20 protein-coding genes are annotated in these 18,363 nt (G+C 68.0%); 11 read left to right on the forward strand and 9 right to left on the reverse strand.

The annotated features are described in order from the left end of the window. Window positions 1-154: 154 nt before the first annotated feature. The gene (locus IEX50_RS03415) at window positions 155-556 is read right to left on the reverse strand and encodes a (deoxy)nucleoside triphosphate pyrophosphohydrolase (RefSeq protein WP_157175651.1); all 402 of its coding nucleotides are present in this window, start codon (window positions 554-556) and stop codon (window positions 155-157) included. 85 nt (window positions 557-641) lie between these two features. Here IEX50_RS03415 and IEX50_RS03420 point away from each other — a divergent pair, with 85 nt between their 5' ends. Continuing rightward, window positions 642-809, forward strand: coding sequence for a Flp family type IVb pilin (locus IEX50_RS03420; RefSeq protein WP_157175650.1), 168 nt, complete (start codon window positions 642-644; stop codon window positions 807-809). A gap of 139 nt (window positions 810-948) precedes the next feature. Then, window positions 949-1,122, forward strand: a complete 174-nt coding sequence (locus IEX50_RS03425; RefSeq protein ID WP_157175649.1) for a Flp family type IVb pilin — start codon at window positions 949-951, stop codon at window positions 1,120-1,122. A gap of 67 nt (window positions 1,123-1,189) precedes the next feature. Here the strand turns inward: IEX50_RS03425 and IEX50_RS03430 are convergent, their stop codons facing one another. The 5 genes from IEX50_RS03430 to IEX50_RS03450 all read right to left on the reverse strand — a co-directional run bounded on the left by IEX50_RS03430 (window position 1,190) and on the right by IEX50_RS03450 (window position 6,654). Beyond that, a complete protein-coding gene (locus IEX50_RS03430) occupies window positions 1,190-2,659 on the reverse strand; it encodes a M48 family metalloprotease (protein ID WP_157175648.1) in 1,470 nt (489 codons plus the stop codon). Window positions 2,660-2,798: 139 nt separating this feature from the next. Continuing rightward, window positions 2,799-3,740 (reverse strand): acetyl-CoA carboxylase carboxyltransferase subunit alpha, encoded by a 942-nt coding sequence (locus IEX50_RS03435; protein ID WP_157175647.1) that lies wholly within the window; start codon window positions 3,738-3,740, stop codon window positions 2,799-2,801. Window positions 3,741-3,751: 11 nt separating this feature from the next. Further along, the gene (locus IEX50_RS03440; RefSeq protein WP_157175646.1) at window positions 3,752-4,654 is read right to left on the reverse strand and encodes a tyrosine-type recombinase/integrase; all 903 of its coding nucleotides are present in this window, start codon (window positions 4,652-4,654) and stop codon (window positions 3,752-3,754) included. Window positions 4,655-4,658: 4 nt separating this feature from the next. Next, window positions 4,659-6,536 carry a hypothetical protein gene (locus IEX50_RS03445; RefSeq protein ID WP_157175645.1) on the reverse strand — a complete coding sequence of 626 codons (1,878 nt, stop codon included), beginning with the start codon at window positions 6,534-6,536 and terminating at the stop codon, window positions 4,659-4,661. Next, window positions 6,517-6,654, reverse strand: a complete 138-nt coding sequence (locus IEX50_RS03450) for a hypothetical protein (protein WP_184075177.1) — start codon at window positions 6,652-6,654, stop codon at window positions 6,517-6,519. Before IEX50_RS03450 ends, IEX50_RS03445 begins: the two co-directional genes overlap by 20 nt. Before the next feature lie 86 nt (window positions 6,655-6,740). On the opposite strand from IEX50_RS03450, the gene IEX50_RS03455 reads away from it, so the two are divergent. The 3 genes from IEX50_RS03455 to IEX50_RS03465 are packed head-to-tail and all read left to right on the forward strand — an operon-like array spanning window position 6,741 to window position 8,642. After that, window positions 6,741-7,391: a shikimate kinase gene (locus tag IEX50_RS03455; protein ID WP_157175644.1), complete on the forward strand. Its 651-nt coding sequence runs from the start codon at window positions 6,741-6,743 to the stop codon at window positions 7,389-7,391. Further along, complete coding sequence (gene aroB / locus IEX50_RS03460; protein WP_157175643.1) at window positions 7,388-8,482, forward strand: 3-dehydroquinate synthase; 1,095 nt, start codon at window positions 7,388-7,390, stop codon at window positions 8,480-8,482. Before IEX50_RS03455 ends, aroB begins: the two co-directional genes overlap by 4 nt. Before the next feature lies 1 nt (window position 8,483). Further along, window positions 8,484-8,642 carry a DUF2256 domain-containing protein gene (locus IEX50_RS03465; RefSeq protein ID WP_157175642.1) on the forward strand — a complete coding sequence of 53 codons (159 nt, stop codon included), beginning with the start codon at window positions 8,484-8,486 and terminating at the stop codon, window positions 8,640-8,642. Between the two features lie 93 nt (window positions 8,643-8,735). Here IEX50_RS03465 and serB read toward each other — a convergent pair whose 3' ends face one another. Continuing rightward, the gene (gene serB, locus IEX50_RS03470; RefSeq protein WP_157175641.1) at window positions 8,736-9,620 is read right to left on the reverse strand and encodes a phosphoserine phosphatase SerB; all 885 of its coding nucleotides are present in this window, start codon (window positions 9,618-9,620) and stop codon (window positions 8,736-8,738) included. Between serB and miaA the strand changes: the two genes are divergently transcribed. From miaA to IEX50_RS03500, 6 genes are all read left to right on the forward strand, one after another. Further along, entirely contained in the window at window positions 9,613-10,578 is a 966-nt protein-coding gene (gene miaA / locus IEX50_RS03475) for a tRNA (adenosine(37)-N6)-dimethylallyltransferase MiaA (protein WP_229673619.1), read from the forward strand. The genes serB and miaA overlap by 8 nt on opposite strands. A 48-nt stretch (window positions 10,579-10,626) precedes the next feature. Next, on the forward strand, window positions 10,627-12,378 hold the full coding sequence (locus IEX50_RS03480; RefSeq protein WP_157175640.1) for an acetolactate synthase 3 large subunit: 1,752 nt from the start codon (window positions 10,627-10,629) through the stop codon (window positions 12,376-12,378). A 113-nt stretch (window positions 12,379-12,491) separates the two neighbouring features. Continuing rightward, the gene (ilvN, locus tag IEX50_RS03485; protein ID WP_157175639.1) at window positions 12,492-13,007 is read left to right on the forward strand and encodes an acetolactate synthase small subunit; all 516 of its coding nucleotides are present in this window, start codon (window positions 12,492-12,494) and stop codon (window positions 13,005-13,007) included. A gap of 108 nt (window positions 13,008-13,115) precedes the next feature. Next, window positions 13,116-14,135 (forward strand): ketol-acid reductoisomerase, encoded by a 1,020-nt coding sequence (gene ilvC, locus IEX50_RS03490; protein ID WP_157175638.1) that lies wholly within the window; start codon window positions 13,116-13,118, stop codon window positions 14,133-14,135. Window positions 14,136-14,369: 234 nt separating this feature from the next. Next, the gene (locus tag IEX50_RS03495; protein ID WP_157175637.1) at window positions 14,370-14,972 is read left to right on the forward strand and encodes a YceI family protein; all 603 of its coding nucleotides are present in this window, start codon (window positions 14,370-14,372) and stop codon (window positions 14,970-14,972) included. Window positions 14,973-15,202: 230 nt separating this feature from the next. Then, entirely contained in the window at window positions 15,203-16,750 is a 1,548-nt protein-coding gene (locus tag IEX50_RS03500; RefSeq protein WP_157175636.1) for a 2-isopropylmalate synthase, read from the forward strand. 322 nt (window positions 16,751-17,072) lie between these two features. On the opposite strand, the gene IEX50_RS03505 is transcribed toward IEX50_RS03500, so the two are convergent. Both IEX50_RS03505 and IEX50_RS03510 read right to left on the reverse strand, forming a co-directional pair. Beyond that, window positions 17,073-17,555: a sterol desaturase family protein gene (locus IEX50_RS03505; protein WP_157175635.1), complete on the reverse strand. Its 483-nt coding sequence runs from the start codon at window positions 17,553-17,555 to the stop codon at window positions 17,073-17,075. Further along, window positions 17,552-18,328, reverse strand: a complete 777-nt coding sequence (locus tag IEX50_RS03510; RefSeq protein ID WP_157175634.1) for a fatty acid desaturase — start codon at window positions 18,326-18,328, stop codon at window positions 17,552-17,554. Before IEX50_RS03510 ends, IEX50_RS03505 begins: the two co-directional genes overlap by 4 nt. Window positions 18,329-18,363: the final 35 nt, after the last annotated feature.

Raw genomic sequence — 18,363 nt, forward strand, 5'->3', positions numbered from 1 at the left:
AGTCGAGGGACCCGTCGAGCGAAGCCGTGAAGCCAACCTCGTCTCTGGAACGTCGTCTGTTAATGTCGCCCCCCACCCCGTTTGGTTCGAGCCTGTCGAGAACTTGGCACTGAGTTCTCGACAAGCTCGAACCAAACGGGTCTGGGCAGCAACCCTAAACCAAAGCCTCCAGCAACCCGATCAACGGCCGATCCGCCGGCGGCATCGCCAATCGGTGCAGCGCCACCGGCCGCAACCACTGCAACGCGGTCGCCTCCAGCGGCACCGGCACACCAGACCACTTCCGACACACGAACAGCAGCAGCAACAGATGCCGGTCCCCCAGCGGCGCACTGGCGAAACACGCCGGCGCCAGGCACGCCGCCGTCACGTCGATCGCCAGTTCCTCGCGCAGTTCGCGGATCAGCGCCTGCTCCGGCGTCTCGCCCGGTTCAATCTTGCCGCCCGGAAATTCCCACAGGCCCGCCATCGCGCGACCCGGCGGGCGTTGCTGCACCAGCACGCGGCCGTCGCGATCGATCAGCGCCGCCGCCGCCACCTGCATTGTCGTCGTCATGTGTTCGATACCCTTGCAAGGACTGTTAACCCGGCCGCGTTACTCTGGCGCGGTACCGCCCCCGGGCGGCCGAAGAGGGGCAATTATGCGAATCGTCTGGACGATATGGCGGGACCGGCGCGGCGCCACCGCGGTTGAATATGGCCTGATCCTGGCGCTCGTCATGTTGATCGTCATTGGCGCGATCGGTGCGCTTGCGGGCAATACCACAACGATGTGGGACTATGTGACCACCGAGGTCCTGAAGCGCTGATCCCCGCCCTCCGAAAAATCCATTACGTCCTTAAGCATTTCGCAACCGCCCGCAGCTAGAGAGTCGCTAGCTGACCCGCACACCGGGGGGACAGCGGGCAAACGGCATAGTTTTCAAACTGCTACGAAAGGAACGCTCGATGATCATGATCCGCAAGCTTCTCAAGAACTCCAAGGGCGCCACCGCAATCGAATACGGCCTGATCGCCGCGCTGATCGCCGTCGCCGCCATCACCGCGATGAGCAGCCTGGGCTCGAACCTGAACGACACGTTCACGAACGTCTCCGACAACGTGAAGATCAAAACCCAGTAATAATCGGTCTTTGATCGTTACGACGCGAAAGGCGGCGGGAGCGATCCCGCCGCCTTTTTCGTGTCCGCTATCCGTAGACGACCAGCTTGACCTTGCTGCCCGGCGTCAGGCGATCCTGCGCCTCAAGCGCGTTCAGCACCAGGAACCGCTCGCGCTGCCGATCGGAATAGGCCATCCGCCGCGCCAGCGTGTCGATCGTGTCGCCCGCCGCCACCGTGACCACGCGGATCCGCCGCGCCTTCACCGCCGCCGCCTGCGCCGCGGTCAGCCGCGTCATCGACTGCACCATCGAGGAAAACGGCCCGAGCCCCTGCCCCGCCGGGGTGATGGTCACGAAATGATAGGCCGACGTCGGGGTCGCCTGATACGCCACGACCGAGACATCCACCGACCCGCTCTGCGTCTGTGCGGTCGTCGAAAACACGCTGCTGGCGAACCCGTTGATCGTCGTCGCGCGCACCGCATCGCGCGGCGCCCCGGATTGCGCCCCCACCCCGCGCAGCACCGTATCGACATAGGCCGGCAGTCCGCCCGCCCCCATCGCACCGCCCGCAAACTGCGCCTTGCCGCCGGTGCCGCTCACCGTCACCGCCTGCGTCCCGTTCGAAACGGCGAAGCCCTGCGGCGCGGTGAACGCGATGCGCAGCGCCGGATGGACGAAGCGCGTGCCTTCCACCACGCCCTGCGCCGGATCGTCGCCGTACAGCGTCCCGTTGATCGCCGTCAGGAACGCATCGCGCCCGCGCGCCCCCGTCCCCTCGGGCTTCCCGCCCGCCAGCCGCGCCGCGACCTTCCGGGCATTGTCAACACGCGCGCCGGGGTCGGGATGGGTGCTCGCCCATGCCGGCACGCCGCGGTTCTCGCCGCCCTGCGTTGCCGCATCCAGGTTCGTCTGCGCCTGCAACGACGCCAGCATGGTGGACGCGGCATAGGGGTCGTACCCCGCCCCGACCAGATAACGGATGCCCAGATCGTCCGCCTCGATCTCTTGCGACCGGCTGTAGCGCAGCGTCAGCAGCTGCGCGCCCGTGCCCACGCCGCGCGACAGGATATCGCCGAACCCGGAATCACCCGCGACGGCACCGACCAGCACCTGACCGATCGCGCCCAGGATTGAATTGCGCCGGCTCTTCGACTCCCGCTTCTGCGCATGCCGCGCCGCGACATGGCCCACCTCGTGCCCCAGCACCGACGCCAGCTCCGCCTCGTCGTTCATCAGCCCGGTCAGCTGACGCGTGACGTAGACATAGCCGCCGGGGATCGCGAACGCGTTGTTCACGGGCGAATTGAGCAGCGCGATGTTGAAATCCGCTTGCGAGTTGGACAGGCCCGACTGCACCGCGATCCGCCGCCCGACGCGCGTCACATACGCCGCCTGCGGCCCCGCATAGGTCCCGCCATATTCGGCCAGAAGCTGCGGGTTCGCCTTCGCCCCCGTCGCCTTGTCGCTCGCCGAAATGCTGCTCGTCTGGCTGACCCCGTATCCGGCGGTCGCGATCAACGCGGCGAACGTCGCCACGGCGAAAATCGGCTTCATGACAAACGCTCCCTCTTCATTCTTCTCGGCCCCCTCCTTCAGAGGAGGGGTTGGGGTGTGGCCGACATCTCCAATATTGCAGTGCTGCAATCGAGGAGCTGGTGCCCTCACCCCGTTACGAAGAGGAGCTTCTTCCAGTTCAACCGATCCGCAAAAACTTCTCGCGCCGTTCCGTGCGCAGCTGGTCCGGCCGCAATGGGGCCAACGTGTCGAGCTCCTCGCCGATCGCTCCGGCCAGCGCGGCGATCGCCTTCGGCCGGTCGCGGTGCGCGCCGCCCATCGGTTCGGGCACGATCCGGTCGATCACGCCGAGGCGCAGCAGGTCGTTCGCGGTGATCTTCATCGCCTCCGCCGCATCGGGCGCGCGGTCCGACGTCCGCCACAGGATCGACGCGCAGCCCTCGGGCGAGATCACCGAATAGACCGCATGTTCGAACATCAGCACGCGGTTGGCGGCGGCCAGCGCGATCGCCCCGCCGGATCCGCCCTCGCCCACCACCGCGGTCACCATCGGCACGCCCAGCGCCAGGCACGCCTCGGTCGACCGGGCGATCGCCTCGGCCTGCCCACGCTCCTCCGCCTGGATGCCCGGAAACGCGCCGGACGTATCAACCAGGGTGACAACCGGCAGGCCGAACCGGTCGGCCAGTTCCATCAGGCGGATCGCCTTGCGATACCCCTCCGGCTTGGCCATCCCGAAATTGTGCCGCAGCCGGCTCGTCGTGTCGTCGCCCTTCTCGTGGCCGATCACCATCGCGCGCCGCCCGCCAATCCGCCCGAACCCGCCGATGATCGCCTTGTCGTCGGCAAACGCGCGGTCGCCGCAGAGCGGCATATAGTCCTCGACGAAGCCCGCGACATAATCCTTGAAGTGCGGCCGCTCCGCATGGCGCGCGACCTGCGTCTTCTGCCACGGCGTCAGCTTGGCATAGGTCTGCTGCAGCAACGCATCAGACTTCGCCTCCAGCTTGGCGATCTCCGGCGCAATGTCGATCGTCCCGGCCACCGCGCTTTCGCGCAGTTCGACGATCTTCGCCTGCAATTCGGCGATGGGTTTTTCGAAATCGAGGAAAGCAACCATAGGTCGCGCGGTTAAGCGCCGCGGCGGGTCGCGTCAACGAGCGGATGCCGCGCATTGACCAGCGCGACCAGCCGCGCGCCGTCGACATGCGTATAGATCTGCGTCGTGCTGATGTCCGCATGGCCCAGCATCGCCTGCAACGCGCGCAGGTCCGCCCCGCCTTCCAGCAGGTGCGTCGCGAACGCATGGCGCAGGACATGCGGGCTGATCCGGTCCGGCGCGATCCCCACCGCCGCACCGACTTCGCGCACCAGCTGGAACAGCCGCACCCGGCTGACATGCCCGGTCCGCGACGGGAACAGGTACATGCCACCCGGCAACGTCGCGCGCCACGCCGCCACCGCCGCGCGCGCCCGGTCCGAAATCGGCACCAACCGCTCCGCCCCGCCCTTGCCCGACAGGATCAGGTAAGGCTGGTCCGGCCGCACCGCGTGCAACGGCAACGACACCAGCTCCGTCGCGCGCAGGCCCGATCCGTAGAGCAGCTCCAGCATCGCCGACAGCCGCAGCGCCGCGCACTCGCCATCCTCGATCCGCCGCGCGACCTCCCGGAACAACGCCTCGACATCGCCGCGCGCCAGCACCTTCGGCAAACCCCGGGCCCCCACAGGCCGCGGCAGCGCATCGGACGGATCGTCCGCGCGGATGCCGTCGTCCACCAGGAACCGGTAGAAGCGCCGCAACGCCGCCGCCTTGCGTGCCACGCTGGTCCGCGCCAGCGGCAGCCACGCCTCGCCCAGCCGGCCCAGATCGCCCGCATCCGCCCGCACCAGCGCCCGCCCGAGCAGCGTCGACGCGCCGTCCAGATCGGTCCGGTACGCCAGGATCGTGTTGCGCGCCGCGCCGGCCTCGGCCGCCATCATTTCCAGGAACCGGTCGATCGCCGCCGCGTCGGACACCGCGCGGTCCGTCATGCTATCACAACCGAGCCATCGCCTCGGCCGCCATCATCCGCGCCTCGCCGTCCAGCCCGACGCGGTTCAGCGCGGTCAGAATGCGGTAGAAATGCGCTGGCGGCACACCCTGCCAGTTCGGCGTCTGCATGCCCGTCGCGGCCAGGATCGCGACCGTCCCGGCCTCGCCCCGCGCCGCCGCGGCGTCCAGCACGCGCGTGAAACTGTCCTGTGCGCGAAAGTCGATCCCCGCCGCGGTGCCCAGCCGGTCACGCTCGTCCGCCGGCATCCGGCCAAGCCCGGCCAGCGCCGCGATCAGCAGCCGCGACTTGGTCGGCCCACCCCCGCCGCCGCTCTCCACGAATGCCTCGATCCGCGCGGCGCTCAGGTCCACCTCCGGCTGCGGCGCGCCCACCGCCAGCATCGCCCACGCCGCATCGGCATCCAGCCCGCTCTCGTCCGCCACGACCGTCGCCCACCGATTCGCCTGGATGTCGAGCCCGGCCGAGAACATCGCGGAGATCAGCCGCCGCGTCTGCGCCTCGGGCGTCTCGCCCGGTGCGATGCCGGCCGCCGCCCGCGCGGTCAGGATGTCCGCGGCATAGGCATCGTCCCCGATCGCACTATTGCCCCACAACAGGCTGAGCGCTCCCAGCCGCGCCGCGCGGTCGCCGATATAGGCGGTGCGCAACCGTCCGGCGTCGGTGCCGTCCAGATCCTCGACATCGGTCCGATCCGCGACGGCACCATAAAGATCGACAAGCGTCGCGCTGGAAAACACGCCCAGCCGCGCCGCCGTCCGCGCCGCCGCGACGCGTGCTTCCGGTGCCAGCATCGGCGCGCGCGCGGCCCAGGCGCGAACATGCGGCCCGACCGAATTATAGAGCCCGTCCGGGATCGGGACGGCCAGCGCGCTCGCCACGCCGAACCGCCACGCGGTGAGCGCGTCGACGCCCTCCCACTCGATCGTGATCGATCGGCGGCCGTTATTACCGGCCCCGACGACCTTTTCGGCCAGCAGCACGTCGATCCCGCGCGCCTTGCCCCCGCGCCGCGCCTGATCGATCAGCGCGCTGGCCAGCGACGGCTCGCCCGACAGCCCCGCGCACATCGCGCGCGCCATCGGCCAGATCGGCTCCTTGCTCATCGTGGCCGCGATCGGCTGCAACGGACACAGCGCCGCCGGGTCCGCATTGGCCAGCGCCACTTGCGCAGCGACCGCGAGCAGCTTGGGCGTAAACTGGTCGACATCGATACTGTCGACCAGCATCCGCGCCGCATCCGCCTCGCCCATCCGCAGTAGCAGCCACGCCCGCTCCGCCACCCAGTCCGCCCCGTTCAGCCGCGCCGGCGTCTCGGTCGCGGTCAGCAGCGCGCGGCGCAGCAGCATATGCCCCCACCGCGATGCGATCGGCGCGTTCATGCGGCGCATCAGCGTGGACAGGAACCGCCCGTCCGCGCGCCCGAACTCGCCGGCGCCAAGCCCCTCCGGCCCGGTTCCAAGCGGCCCGATCCCGTCGACCGGCCGGCGCGCCGTCTCCGGCACGTCGAACGTCTCTTCCGGCGGCGCATCGGGGTCGACCTCCTCGATCGCGTCGCCCGTCCCCTCGTCCGGCGCGACCGTCGTCGTGCCCGCCGCCGGCGCAGCCGCAGGGGTCGGTGCCAAGTTCAGGTCCGCCGGCGACAGCGTCAGCGGCGTTCCGGGCGCAGCCGGGGTCGGCCGCGGACGCGGCGCTGGACGCTCCGCCGGCGGCGTCGGCGCGGGCGTATCGCCGAACCCGGGCGGCAGGATCGACTCAGGCGCGGACTGCCCGCCGGCGGGGCTGAGCGTCGGGCCGATCGCGATCCCGACGCTGAGCAGCGCCGCGCCGACCAGCAGGGCGCTATTGCGCCGCTGCTTCATTCAGCATGTCCTTTTCGACCGTCTTCGGCGCGATTTTGGTGTCCATCGATCCCAGCGCGACGGCGATGCCGACGACGACCAGCAGGCCCACGATGAGGAGAATAAGGCTACGCGACATGACAGAGATCGTCCCGAATGATCAAAAATACCCCGGCTCCGGCCTTTTTTGCCGGCGGTCGCGTGCTTGTGTATAGCCCCGCCGTCATGTCCGAAAGCCCCCAGCCGAAAAGGCGGCGTCCGCCCCGCCGGGCGGCCAGCCGAACGACCGAACGCCCGGTCGATCGCCCGAACGATCGCGCCGCCCCGCGCCCCGACCTCATCCTGCCGCCGCGCGTCGAGAACGCGCGCGAACCCACCATCGTGCTCGTCGGCCTGATGGGCGTCGGCAAGACCACGATCGGCCGCCGGCTCGCCGCACGGCTGCGGCTCGGCTTCGTCGATACGGATCGGGAGATCGAACGCGCCTCCGGCATGTCGATCCCGGAAATCTTCGCGCGGTTCGGCGAGGCGCACTTCCGCGACGGCGAACGCCGCGTGATCCGCCGGCTGCTCCAGGGCCGGCGCGTCGTGCTCGCCACCGGCGGCGGCGCGTTCATGGACGAGGAGACGCGCGCGCTCATCCTGGCGCGCGCGACCGCCGTCTGGCTCGATGCCGATCTCGACGTGCTGGCCGAACGCGTCTCGCGTCGCCAGGGCACCCGCCCGCTGCTCACCGGTGCCGACCCGCGCACCGTGCTGGGCGAGCTGGCGGCGGTCCGCAACCCGATCTACGCGCTCGCCCCGGTCCATGTCCGCAGCGAACCGTTGCCGCACGAAGCCACCGTCACCGCCATCCTAAAGGCCATGCGCAGATGACCACCATATCCGTCGCACTCGGCGACCGCAGCTACGACGTCGCGATTGCCGACGACGCACTCGACACCGCCGGCCCCCGCCTCGCTCAGTGGCTCGGCACCCGCCCGATCATCGTCGTGACGGACGAGAATGTCGCCACGGCTCAACTCCCCCGCCTGCTCGCCGGTCTCGGCCGCCCCGCCGAGACTGTCGTGCTGCCGGCCGGCGAGGCGACCAAGAGCTGGCAGGGACTGGCGCTGCTCTGCGACCGCCTGCTCGCCGCGGGGGTCGAACGCAGCGACCATATCGTCGCGTTCGGCGGCGGCGTGATCGGCGATCTCGTTGGGTTCGCCGCCGCCATCGTCAAGCGCGGCTGCGGCTTCGTCCAGATACCGACCTCGCTGCTGGCGCAGGTCGACAGCTCGGTCGGCGGCAAGACCGCGATCAACACGCCCGCCGGCAAGAACCTGGTCGGCGCATTCCATCAGCCGGCGCACGTCCTGATCGACCCGACCGTCCTCGATTCGCTCGACGCCCGTCAGACACGCGCGGGCTATGCCGAGGTCGTCAAATACGGCCTGATCGACGATCCCGACTTCTTCGCCTGGTGCGACGCACATGTCGCCGACCTGCTCGCCGGGGACCCCGCCGCCCGCACCCATGCGATCGCGCACAGCGTCGCGGCCAAGGCGCGGATCGTGGCCGCCGACGAACGCGAAACCGCCGGCGTCCGCGCGCTCCTCAACCTCGGCCACACCTTCGGCCACGCGCTGGAGGCGGACACCGGCTTCTCCGACCGCCTGCTCCACGGCGAGGCCGTCGCCGCCGGCATGGCGCTTGCCTACCGCTACTCGGTCCGCACCGGCCTCTGCCCCGCGGCGGACGCGGCGCGCGTCACGGACCACCTCCGCCGCGTCGGCCTCCCCGCCGGGCTCAGCGACGCCAGTGTCACGGCATCCGGCGCGGCGCTCGTCGACCACATGGCGCACGACAAGAAGATGGCGGCGGGCAAGCTCCCCTTCATCCTCACCCGCGGCATCGGCCGTACCTTCCTTGCCGCGGACGTCGACCTATCGGACGTCGCCCGCTTCCTGGACGAGGAGCGCGGCTGACATGCCCAATGGCGTCCACAAATCCAACCTCCCCACCAAGGACTGCCTCGCCTGCGGCCGCCCCTTCACCTGGCGCAAGAAGTGGGAACGCGACTGGGACAACGTGAAGTTCTGCTCCGACGCCTGCCGCAAGAAGGGCGCCGCGAAGAGCGCGACCTGACCCCGTCAGTTCCCCGGCGCAGGCCGGGGCCTAGATGAGACGGCTGCACCTAGGCCCCGGCCTGTGCCGAGGAACGCGCAACGCTTCGAAGCCTCACCCCAAAACCCACTCCGCCCGCGGGATGCCCTGCGCGTACAACAACGCACTCAAATCCCCACTCTCGATCCGCGCGCCCGCCGCAGCCGCAGTCTTCGGCTTGGCATGATAGGCCACCCCCAACCCAGCCGCCTCGATCATCGGAATATCGTTCGCCCCGTCCCCGACCGCCAGCACCTCACCCAGCTCAAGCCCCGCCGCCGCGGCCTCGGACAGCAGCAAAGCCCGCTTCGTCGCCGCACCGACGATCGGCCGCCGCACCGTCCCCGCGAGCACGCCGCCCTCGATCTCCAGCACGTTGGACACCGCCAGATCGAATCCGATCTCCGCCGCGACGCGGTCCGCGAACACCGTGAACCCGCCCGACACCAGCACCGCCCGCGCACCCGCCGCCTTCATGGTGCGCACCAACGCCCGCGCGCCCGGCATCACCCGCACCCGCTCGGCATAGCAGCGGTCGATCACCCCCACGTCCAGCCCGCGCAGCAATGCCACCCGCGCATCGAGCGCGGCCTCGAAATCCAGTTCGCCGCGCATCGCCCGCTCGGTCACCGCGGCGACCTCCGCCTTGATCCCGGCATAGTCGGCCAGCTCGTCGATGCATTCGACTGTGATCATCGTCGAATCCATGTCCGCGATGATCATCCGCTTCCGCCGACCCTCAGGCCGCTGCACCACCACATCGACACCCGGGAACAGTCCCTCCAAGGCCGCACGCGCCGCGACGCCGTCCGCGCGCATCACCGTTATGTCCGCCGCGACCCCCGGTTCGATCCACGCCACCGCGCCCGGAACGCCGCCCACGCCCGCAATCGCATCGCACGCCTGTTCGATCGTGCGCGCATCCAGCCGATCCGATGCTATCAGCGTCGCGATGACCATGATTCCAGACCCTTCCGCAAATCCGTCCACCGCTGCCGGCGTCCGTCCCAAGGTCGCGCTCATTGCAGGGCCCACCGCCAGCGGCAAGTCCGCACTCGCGCTCGACCTGGCCGAGGCGGTCGGCGGCACGCTGATCAACGCCGACGCCTCGCAATATTATGCCGACCTCCGCATCCTGTCCGCCCGCCCCACCCCGGCGGACGAGGCGCGGGTCCCCCATCACCTGTTCGGCACGCGCGACGGGGCCGACCCTGCCTCCGCCGCCGACTGGGCAGACGACGCGGCAAACGCGATCGAAGAAGTCCTGGCCGAAGGGCGCGTGCCGATCGTCGTCGGCGGCACCGGCCTCTACATCCGCACATTGCTCGACGGCATCGCCCCAGTCCCCGATATCGACCCCGCGATCCGCGACCGCGTCCGCGCGCTCTCCCCCGGCGAGGCGACCGCCGCCCTCCGCCGCGAGGATCCGGAGGCCTCCGTCCGTCTGAACGCCAACGACGCCGCCCGCATCTGGCGCGCGCTGGAGGTCGTGCGCTCCACCGGCCGCACGCTGGCGGAGTGGCAGACCACCAAGACCGGCGGCATCGGCGACCGGGTCGAGATCGTGCCCATGATCCTGCTCCCCCCGCGCGACCTGCTCTACGCACGCTGCGACGCGCGGTTCGAGGCCATGCTCAACGCCGGCGCGGTGCAGGAGGTCGAGGCATTGCGCACCCGCAAGCTCGATTCCGAACTCCCCGTCATGCGTGCGATCGGCGTCCGCGACATCGCCGATTTCCTCGACATGGAGATCACCCGGTCGGAAATGATCGCCGCCGCGACCGCCGCAACCCGGCGCTACGCCAAGCGGCAATATACCTGGTTCAACCACCAGCCGCCGGCCGAATGGCCGCGCGAGACCGGGACCGACCACGATCACCTTGTAACTAAATTACGTGAAAAGCTGTTGACGCATTAGTATCTATCGCCTACCGCGCCGCAACACATTCTAACGGGACACGCAATCATGACGGCCGAACGCTCCGGCGCCGATATCCTGATCCAGGCACTGACCGACCTCGGGGTCGAGGTCGTGTTCGGCTATCCGGGCGGCGCCGTGCTCCCGATCTACGACGCGCTGTTCCGGCAGGACAAGATCCGCCACATCCTGGTCCGCCAGGAAGGCGGCGCGGCGCACGCGGCGGAGGGTTATGCCCGCGCCACCGGCAAGCCCGGCGTGGTGCTCGTCACCTCCGGCCCCGGCGCCACCAATGCGGTCACCGGCATCGCCGACGCGCTGATGGATTCGATCCCGATGGTGGTCATCACCGGCCAGGTGCCGACCGCGCTGATCGGTACCGACGCGTTCCAGGAATGCGACACGGTCGGCATCACCCGTCACTGCACGAAACATAATTACCTGGTGAAGGACCCCGCCCGCATCGGCGAGGTCGTGCACGAGGCGTTCCACATCGCCACCAGCGGCCGCCCCGGCCCGGTGGTGATCGATCTGCCCAAGGACGTCCAGGTCGCGACCGCCGGCTACACCCGCCCCGACGCGCCCGTCGCGCATCGCAGCTACAAGCCGCAGGTGAACCCCGACGCCCGCCTAATCGAGGCGGCGGTCGAAATGCTCGCCGCGGCCGAACGCCCGATCCTCTACACCGGCGGCGGCATCATCAACGCCGGCCCGACCGCCAGCCTGATGCTCCAGCAGCTGCAGGCGCTGTGCGGCGCACCCGTCACCTCGACACTGATGGGCCTCGGCTGCTTCCCCGCCAGCCACCCCGCGTTCCTGGGCATGCTCGGCATGCACGGCACGTACGAGGCCAATCATTCGATGCACGATGCGGACCTGATCCTCTGCCTCGGCGCGCGGTTCGACGACCGCGTCACCGGCCGGCTCGACGCGTTCAGCCCGAAGTCGAAGAAGATCCACGTCGATATCGACCGCTCCTCGATCAACAAGAATGTCCGCGTCGACTTGGGCATCGTCGGCGATGTCGGCGTCGCGATGGCCGACATGGTCGCCCTGTGGAAGGCTCGCGGGCACGAGCGGCAGGACCTGACCCCGTGGTTCGCCCGCATCGACGGCTGGCGCGCCAAGCAGTCGCTCGCCTATCCGCCGTCGGTGGCGGAGATCATGCCGCAGCACGCGATCAAGCGGCTGTGGGCGGCGACGCATCACCTGTCGCCGATCATTTCGACCGAGGTCGGCCAGCATCAGATGTGGGCCGCGCAGCATTTCGATTTCGAACGGCCGAACAGGTGGCTGACCTCCGGCGGTCTCGGCACGATGGGCTACGGCCTGCCCGCCGCGATCGGCGCGCAGATCGGCTTCCCCGACGCGCTGGTGATCGACATCGCCGGCGAAGCCTCGATCCAGATGAACATCCAGGAGATGGCGACCGCGCTGCAGTACGAGTTGCCGGTGAAGGTCTTCATCCTCAACAACGAATATATGGGCATGGTCCGCCAGTGGCAGGACCTGACCTATGCCGGCCGCCATTCGCACAGCTATTCGGAGGCGCTGCCCGACTTCGTCAAGCTGGCCGAGGCTTATGGCTGGACCGGTCTGCGCATCGAGAAGCCCGACGAGCTCGACGACGGCATCGCGCAGATGCTAGCGGTCAAGGGCCCGGTCATGGTCGACTGCCGCGTGTCGAAGATGACCAACTGCTTCCCGATGATCCCGAGCGGTGCCGCCCACACCGAAATGCTGATGCAGGCGGAAGAAGTCTCCGGCGAAATGGACGACGCAGCCCGCGCGCTGGTCTGATTTTTCCCAGCAAGTGCTGATACCAAGCGAAGTCGAGACGTCCCGACATCTCGACTTCGCTCGACGCAGAAGAGCATGTCTCGACTGCGCCCGACATGGACGGAAGTGATAGAATGCAGATCCCCCCCCAGACCGGCGAACGACACACGTTGTCGGTCATCGTCGATAACGAGGCTGGCATCCTGGCGCGCATCGCCGGCATGTTCTCCGCGCGCGGCTACAATATCGAAAGCCTGACCGTGGCCGACGTGACGGAGGATGCCGCGATCAGCCGCATCACCGTCGTCACATCCGGGCCGCCCGCTGTGATCGAACAGATCATCGCCCAGCTCGACCGGCTCGTGCCCGTCCACCGCGTGACCGACCTCACCGCATGGGGCCCGCACGTCACGCGCGAACTGGCGCTGGTGAAGGTCGCCGGCGTCGGCGATCACCGGATCGAAGCGATGCGGCTGGCCGAAGTCTACCGCGCCCGCGTCGTCGATGCGACGATCGGCAGCTTCGTGTTCGAAGTCACCGGCGCCCCGGAGAAGATCGACAAGTTCACCGAACTGATGCGCGAAGTCGGCCTCGTCGAAGTCGCCCGCACCGGCGTCGTCGCGATCACCCGAGGGCGCGAAGCCGTCTAACCAGTTTCATCCGGCGAACCCTGGGATGTCCCTCAGACGAAGCAAGACCTCGTCCTCGGCAGATCCCGCCCGCCGCCGCACCGACACGAATTCAGAAAGGAAACCACCATGCGCGTTTACTATGACAGCGATGCCGACATCGGTCTCATCAAGGGCAAGAAGGTTGCGATCGTCGGCTACGGCAGCCAGGGCCACGCCCACGCCCAGAACCTGCGCGACAGCGGCGTGTCCGAAGTCGCGATCGCACTCCGCCCCGGTTCGGCGACCGCGTCCAAGGTGACCGACGCTGGCTTCAAGGTGCTGACCAACGCCGAAGCCGCCGCCTGGGCCGACATCGTCATGGTCCTCGCCCCCGACGAGCTCCAGGCCGCGCTCTACGCCGACGATCTGCACGCGAACATGAAGCCCGGCTCGGCACTCGCCTTCGCGCACGGCCTCAACGTCCATTTCGGCCTGATCGAACCGCGCGCCGACATCGACGTGTTCATGATCGCGCCCAAGGGCCCCGGCCACACCGTCCGTTCGGAGTATCAGCGCGGCGGCGGCGTCCCCTGCCTCATCGCGATCCACCAGGACGCGTCGGGCAACGCGCATGACGTCGCCTTGTCCTATGCCTCCGCGGTCGGCGGCGGCCGTTCGGGCGTCATCGAAACGACGTTCAAGGAAGAGTGCGAAACCGATCTGTTCGGCGAACAGGCCGTGCTCTGCGGCGGCCTGACCCACCTGATCCAGGCCGGGTTCGAAACGCTGACCGAGGCGGGCTACGCGCCCGAAATGGCCTATTTCGAATGCCTCCACGAAGTGAAGCTGATCGTCGACCTGATGTATGAGGGCGGCATCGCCAACATGCGCTATTCGATCAGCAACACCGCCGAATATGGCGACATCCACACCGGCCCGCGCATCATCACGTCGGAAACGAAGGCCGAGATGAAGCGCGTGCTGGAGGACATTCAGTCCGGCCGCTTCGTCAGCCGCTTCGTCCTCGACAACCGCGCCGGTCAGCCCGAACTCAAGGCCAGCCGCAAGCTCGCCGCCGCCCACCCGATCGAAAAGGTCGGCTCCGAACTGCGCGCGATGATGCCCTGGATCGGCAAGAACGCGCTGGTCGACAAGGCCAAGAACTGACGATCCGGGGGCGGAAACAAACCCCGCCCCCACTCCAAACCGTCATCCCGGCGAAAGCCGGGATCTCCCTTCGGTGAAGAACTCACCGCCAGCCCAAGGGAGATCCCGGCCTCCGCCGGGATGACGATGGTGGCAGCCTCAACCAAAAGCGGAAACCCACCCTTTCCAGCTTCGCATTTGACTAAACCGCGCGCGAGCCACACCTCCTGTCGCGACCAAACAGGAGACCCGACCATGCGCACGTTCATCGCCCCGCTCGCCCTCGCCCTCGCCGCCTCGACTCCTGCCCTGGCGCAGGTCCCGGGCCAGCCCAACGCCGCCGCCGTCCAGGCCGGTAGCTACGCCACCGATCCGAACCACAGCCAGGTCGCGTTCGCGATCAACCACTTCGGCTTCAACGTTTACAATGGCCTGTTCGGCAACATCACCGGTACGCTGACGCTCGATCCGAAGGCGTCGAAGGCGGCAAAGGTCGTCATCGACGTGCCCGTCGCGGAGGTCGTCACCACCAGCGCCAAGCTGAACGAGCATCTCAAGACCGCCGACTTCTTCGACACCGCCAAGTTCCCGACCGCGCATTTCGAGTCGACCTCGGTCGTGCCGCAGGGCACGCGCGCCAAGATCACCGGCAACCTGACGCTCCACGGCGTCACCCGCCCGGTCACGCTCGACGCGCGCTTCATCGGCACCGGCGCCAATCCGATGAGCAAGGCGCAGACCGTCGGGTTCGAAGCCACGACGCAGATCCAGCGCAGCCAGTTCGGCATCACCACCTACGTTCCGGGCGTCGCCGACGCGGTCGACCTGCGCATCACCGTCGCCTTCGAAAAGAAGTAAGCGTCTGCCCTCGGCCACCGCGACGCAACTTTCCGCGTCGCGGCGGCTGGACTTTGGCAACGAACCTCCGTTATTGACGATACATGTTCGCGGTCCGCCCCTTGCTCGCACGACTTACACGCCCTTAGGCGTGCGATGTCGCTCGGCCCCCATACGGGCCACCAGAGCCACGGCGCCTGAGGGACTTTCACCCCAAGGCTAATCTCCGCCAGACTTTAAGGAGCGGACCCGTGACCGACCAGACCCAGATCCTGATCTTCGACACCACCCTGCGCGACGGCGAGCAATCACCCGGCTGTTCCATGAACATTGAGGAAAAGCTGCAGGTCGCAGCCCAACTCGAGGCTATGGGCGTCGACATCATCGAAGCCGGCTTCGCGATCGCCAGCCAGGGCGATTTCGACGCGACCAGTGCGGTGGCCAAACACTGCACCCGCGCCATTGTCGCCAGTCTGGCGCGCGCCGGCGCCAAGGACATCGAACGCGCGTGGGATGCCGTACGCCACGCCAAGCGCCCGCGCATCCACACCTTTATCGCCACCTCCCCGCTCCACATGCGGGTGAAGCTGAACAAGTCGTCGGACGAGGTGCTGGAGGCCGTCGAGCGCAGCGTCCGGCTGGCGCGCAAGCTGTGCGACGATGTCGAATGGTCAGCGGAGGACGCGACGCGGTCCGAACCGGACTTCCTAGCGCGCTGCATCGAAACCGCGATCCGCGAGGGCGCGACGACGATCAACCTGCCCGACACGGTAGGCTACGCCACGCCCGAAACCTATGGCGCGATGTTCCGCGACATGATCGCACGCGTCCCGAATGCCGACCGCGCGATCTTCTCGACGCACTGCCACAACGATCTTGGCCTCGGCGTCGCCAACACGCTGGCGGCGGTCGCGGCCGGCGCGCGGCAGGTCGAATCGACGATCAACGGCATCGGCGAACGGGCTGGCAACGCCGCAATCGAAGAGATCGCGATGGCCATGAAGGTCCGCGCCGACGTGCTGCCGTTCCGCACCGGCATCGTCGCGACGGAGATCACCCGCGCCTCGCGCCTCGTCTCCGGCATCACCGGGTTCCAGGTCCAGCCGAACAAGGCGATCGTCGGCGCCAACGCCTTCGCGCACGAAAGCGGCATCCATCAGGACGGCATGATCAAGGACGCCTCGACCTACGAGATCATGACCCCCGAATCGGTCGGCCTGACGCACAGCAACCTCGTCATGGGCAAGCACTCCGGCCGCGCCGCCTTCCGCCAGAAGCTGGAGGAGATGGGCTACGAACTGGGCGACAACGCGTTCCAGGACGCGTTCGACCGGTTCAAGGCGCTCGCCGATGCGAAGAAGTCCGTGTTCGACGAGGATATCCTGGCACTGGTCGACGACGAGGTCCTGCGCGGCCATGACGGCATCCAAGTGCGCGAGGTCGAGATCCACTGCGGCACCGGCCCCGCCCGCGCGATCTTGACCCTGCTGGTCGACGGCGTCGAACACACCGCAGCCACGCGCGGCAACGGCCCTGTCGACGCACTGTTCAACGCGGTCCGCGCGCTCGTGCCTCACGCCGGCGCGGTCCTCGAACGTTACGAAGTCCACGCTGTCACCGGCGGCACCGACGCGCAGGCCGAGGTCTCGGTGCTCCTGTCCGAAGACGGCCGCACCACCCGCGGCCGCGGCGCCCACCACGACACCCTCGTCGCCTCCGCCCGCGCCTACGCGAACGCGCTGAACAAGCTGATCGTGAAACGCGGCCGCGCGCCCGTGGACGCAGTCGCGGCGGGGTAGGTCGCGACACACGCCATGGCGAGGTCCGTGGGCGAGCAGCCCCAGTAGCGAACCTCCACCCCAACCCGTTCGCTTCGAGCTTGTCGAGAAGCCGCCACAGCCGCAAAGCGTGGCGGCAATATCCCATCCCAGCCAACCCCGTTTGGTTCGAGCCTGTCGAGAACTCGGCGCGAAGTTATCGACAAGCTCGAACCAAACGGGGTGGAGGCATGAGCCTAACCTACTGCGGCAAAGGTCGCGTAAAGACCACGGACTGAAAGTTCAGCGGCGTCAGCCTCAGTCCTTCTTGGCAACGGTCCAACGACCCGCGCCCAACCCAAGCTCAAGCCGAAGTCTTATCCCGCGCCCGCGCCTTGATCTTCGCCTTCAACCGCGCAGGATCTTCCGCGATCAGGAACCCATGCGACACGGTCCCCTTCTTCCCCCTTACCGCATGATGCAGCTTGTGCGCCTGATGCAGCCGCTTGAAATACCCCTTGCGTGGCACCCAGCGGAAACCCCCGCGCTGGTGCACCAGCATGTCGTGCACGAACGCATAGATCCCGCCGTAAACGGTGATCCCCATCGCCGCCCACCACAACGGCGCCGACCAGATCGCGCCCGCCGTAAACAGCCCCATCACGATGAACGCGAAGCTGATCGCATACAGGTCGTTCTTCTCGAACCACCCGTGCGTTTCCTCATGGTGCGATGCGTGCCAGCCCCAGCCGAACCCGTGCATCACATATTTATGCGTGGCCCAGGCGAACACTTCCATGAACACGACCATCGCCACGACGATGCCCAGCTTCTCGTACCAGTTCATGCCCGCAACCCCGTTGCAACGTCGCCCAAAGCCCTGTCGGCCGCCAGCCCCGCACGATAGCGCGTCGGCAGTCGCCACCACGGCACATGCGGACTCAAGTGATGCTCGTGATGATAGCCGAAATGGAAGCAGGTCATCAGCGACAGCAGCGGCCCGAACCCGCTCGTCCGCGCGAAATGATCGTCCGCGAACCCCTCCTCGTCATGACGATGCGGCCGGTACGTCCCGAAGTAAAATAGCTGTAGCGAAGACCCGATCGCCGGAATCCCGTAGAACAGCAGGATGTTCGCCGGCGGCACTCGGAACACGACCGCATACACCGTCACCACCGTCACGACATACAGCATCGACTTCCAACCGAAATAGCGCCGCAGGAACGTCCCGTACCACGCCCAGAACGCGGACGGGTGTGCCGCATCGAAATCCGGGTCACCCTCGGTCCCGCTGTGCTTGTGATGGTCCATATGCGCGGCGCGCATTCGCCGCCAACCGAACCCCGCATAGAGCGCCAGCACGCCGCCACCTACGACCGCATTGGTCCGCTTATGCCCGGGCGCCAGCGACCCGTGCATCGCATCATGCGCCGCAATGAACATCCCCACCGACAACCAGCATTGCAGCAGCATCACGAACGGCACGATCGGCCAATTCGCGCCGTCGATCCGGAAGAAGAACACCGACCAGACATGCACCGCAGTCCAGCCGCCCACGATCGCCGCGGTCAGACCAAGGCCGATCTGCGCCTGATGCGGGACTGTTCGAGAAAGCGCCATATAGCGGAATGTAGAGCGTTCGCGGCGCTTTACAA

It is taken from the genome of Sphingomonas prati (assembly GCF_014643515.1).
GTDB lineage: Bacteria > Pseudomonadota > Alphaproteobacteria > Sphingomonadales > Sphingomonadaceae > Sphingomonas_R > Sphingomonas_R prati.

Excerpts from the sequence above, each read along its gene's own strand:
- aroB (WP_157175643.1), top strand. The coding sequence starts at position 7,388 with ATGACCACCATATCCGTCGCACTCGGCGACCGCAGCTACGACGTCGCG.
- ilvC (WP_157175638.1), top strand. The coding sequence starts at position 13,116 with ATGCGCGTTTACTATGACAGCGATGCCGACATCGGTCTCATCAAGGGC.
- IEX50_RS03450 (WP_184075177.1), bottom strand. The coding sequence starts at position 6,654 with ATGTCGCGTAGCCTTATTCTCCTCATCGTGGGCCTGCTGGTCGTCGTC.
- serB (WP_157175641.1), bottom strand. The coding sequence starts at position 9,620 with ATGGTCATCGCGACGCTGATAGCATCGGATCGGCTGGATGCGCGCACG.
- IEX50_RS03430 (WP_157175648.1), bottom strand. The coding sequence starts at position 2,659 with ATGAAGCCGATTTTCGCCGTGGCGACGTTCGCCGCGTTGATCGCGACC.
- miaA (WP_229673619.1), top strand. The coding sequence starts at position 9,613 with ATGACCATGATTCCAGACCCTTCCGCAAATCCGTCCACCGCTGCCGGC.
- IEX50_RS03420 (WP_157175650.1), top strand. The coding sequence starts at position 642 with ATGCGAATCGTCTGGACGATATGGCGGGACCGGCGCGGCGCCACCGCG.
- IEX50_RS03445 (WP_157175645.1), bottom strand. The coding sequence starts at position 6,536 with ATGAAGCAGCGGCGCAATAGCGCCCTGCTGGTCGGCGCGGCGCTGCTC.
- IEX50_RS03455 (WP_157175644.1), top strand. The coding sequence starts at position 6,741 with ATGTCCGAAAGCCCCCAGCCGAAAAGGCGGCGTCCGCCCCGCCGGGCG.
- IEX50_RS03480 (WP_157175640.1), top strand. The coding sequence starts at position 10,627 with ATGACGGCCGAACGCTCCGGCGCCGATATCCTGATCCAGGCACTGACC.
- IEX50_RS03440 (WP_157175646.1), bottom strand. The coding sequence starts at position 4,654 with ATGACGGACCGCGCGGTGTCCGACGCGGCGGCGATCGACCGGTTCCTG.
- IEX50_RS03510 (WP_157175634.1), bottom strand. The coding sequence starts at position 18,328 with ATGGCGCTTTCTCGAACAGTCCCGCATCAGGCGCAGATCGGCCTTGGT.
- ilvN (WP_157175639.1), top strand. The coding sequence starts at position 12,492 with ATGCAGATCCCCCCCCAGACCGGCGAACGACACACGTTGTCGGTCATC.
- IEX50_RS03495 (WP_157175637.1), top strand. The coding sequence starts at position 14,370 with ATGCGCACGTTCATCGCCCCGCTCGCCCTCGCCCTCGCCGCCTCGACT.
- IEX50_RS03465 (WP_157175642.1), top strand. The coding sequence starts at position 8,484 with ATGCCCAATGGCGTCCACAAATCCAACCTCCCCACCAAGGACTGCCTC.
- IEX50_RS03435 (WP_157175647.1), bottom strand. The coding sequence starts at position 3,740 with ATGGTTGCTTTCCTCGATTTCGAAAAACCCATCGCCGAATTGCAGGCG.
- IEX50_RS03505 (WP_157175635.1), bottom strand. The coding sequence starts at position 17,555 with ATGAACTGGTACGAGAAGCTGGGCATCGTCGTGGCGATGGTCGTGTTC.
- IEX50_RS03415 (WP_157175651.1), bottom strand. The coding sequence starts at position 556 with ATGACGACGACAATGCAGGTGGCGGCGGCGGCGCTGATCGATCGCGAC.
- IEX50_RS03425 (WP_157175649.1), top strand. The coding sequence starts at position 949 with ATGATCATGATCCGCAAGCTTCTCAAGAACTCCAAGGGCGCCACCGCA.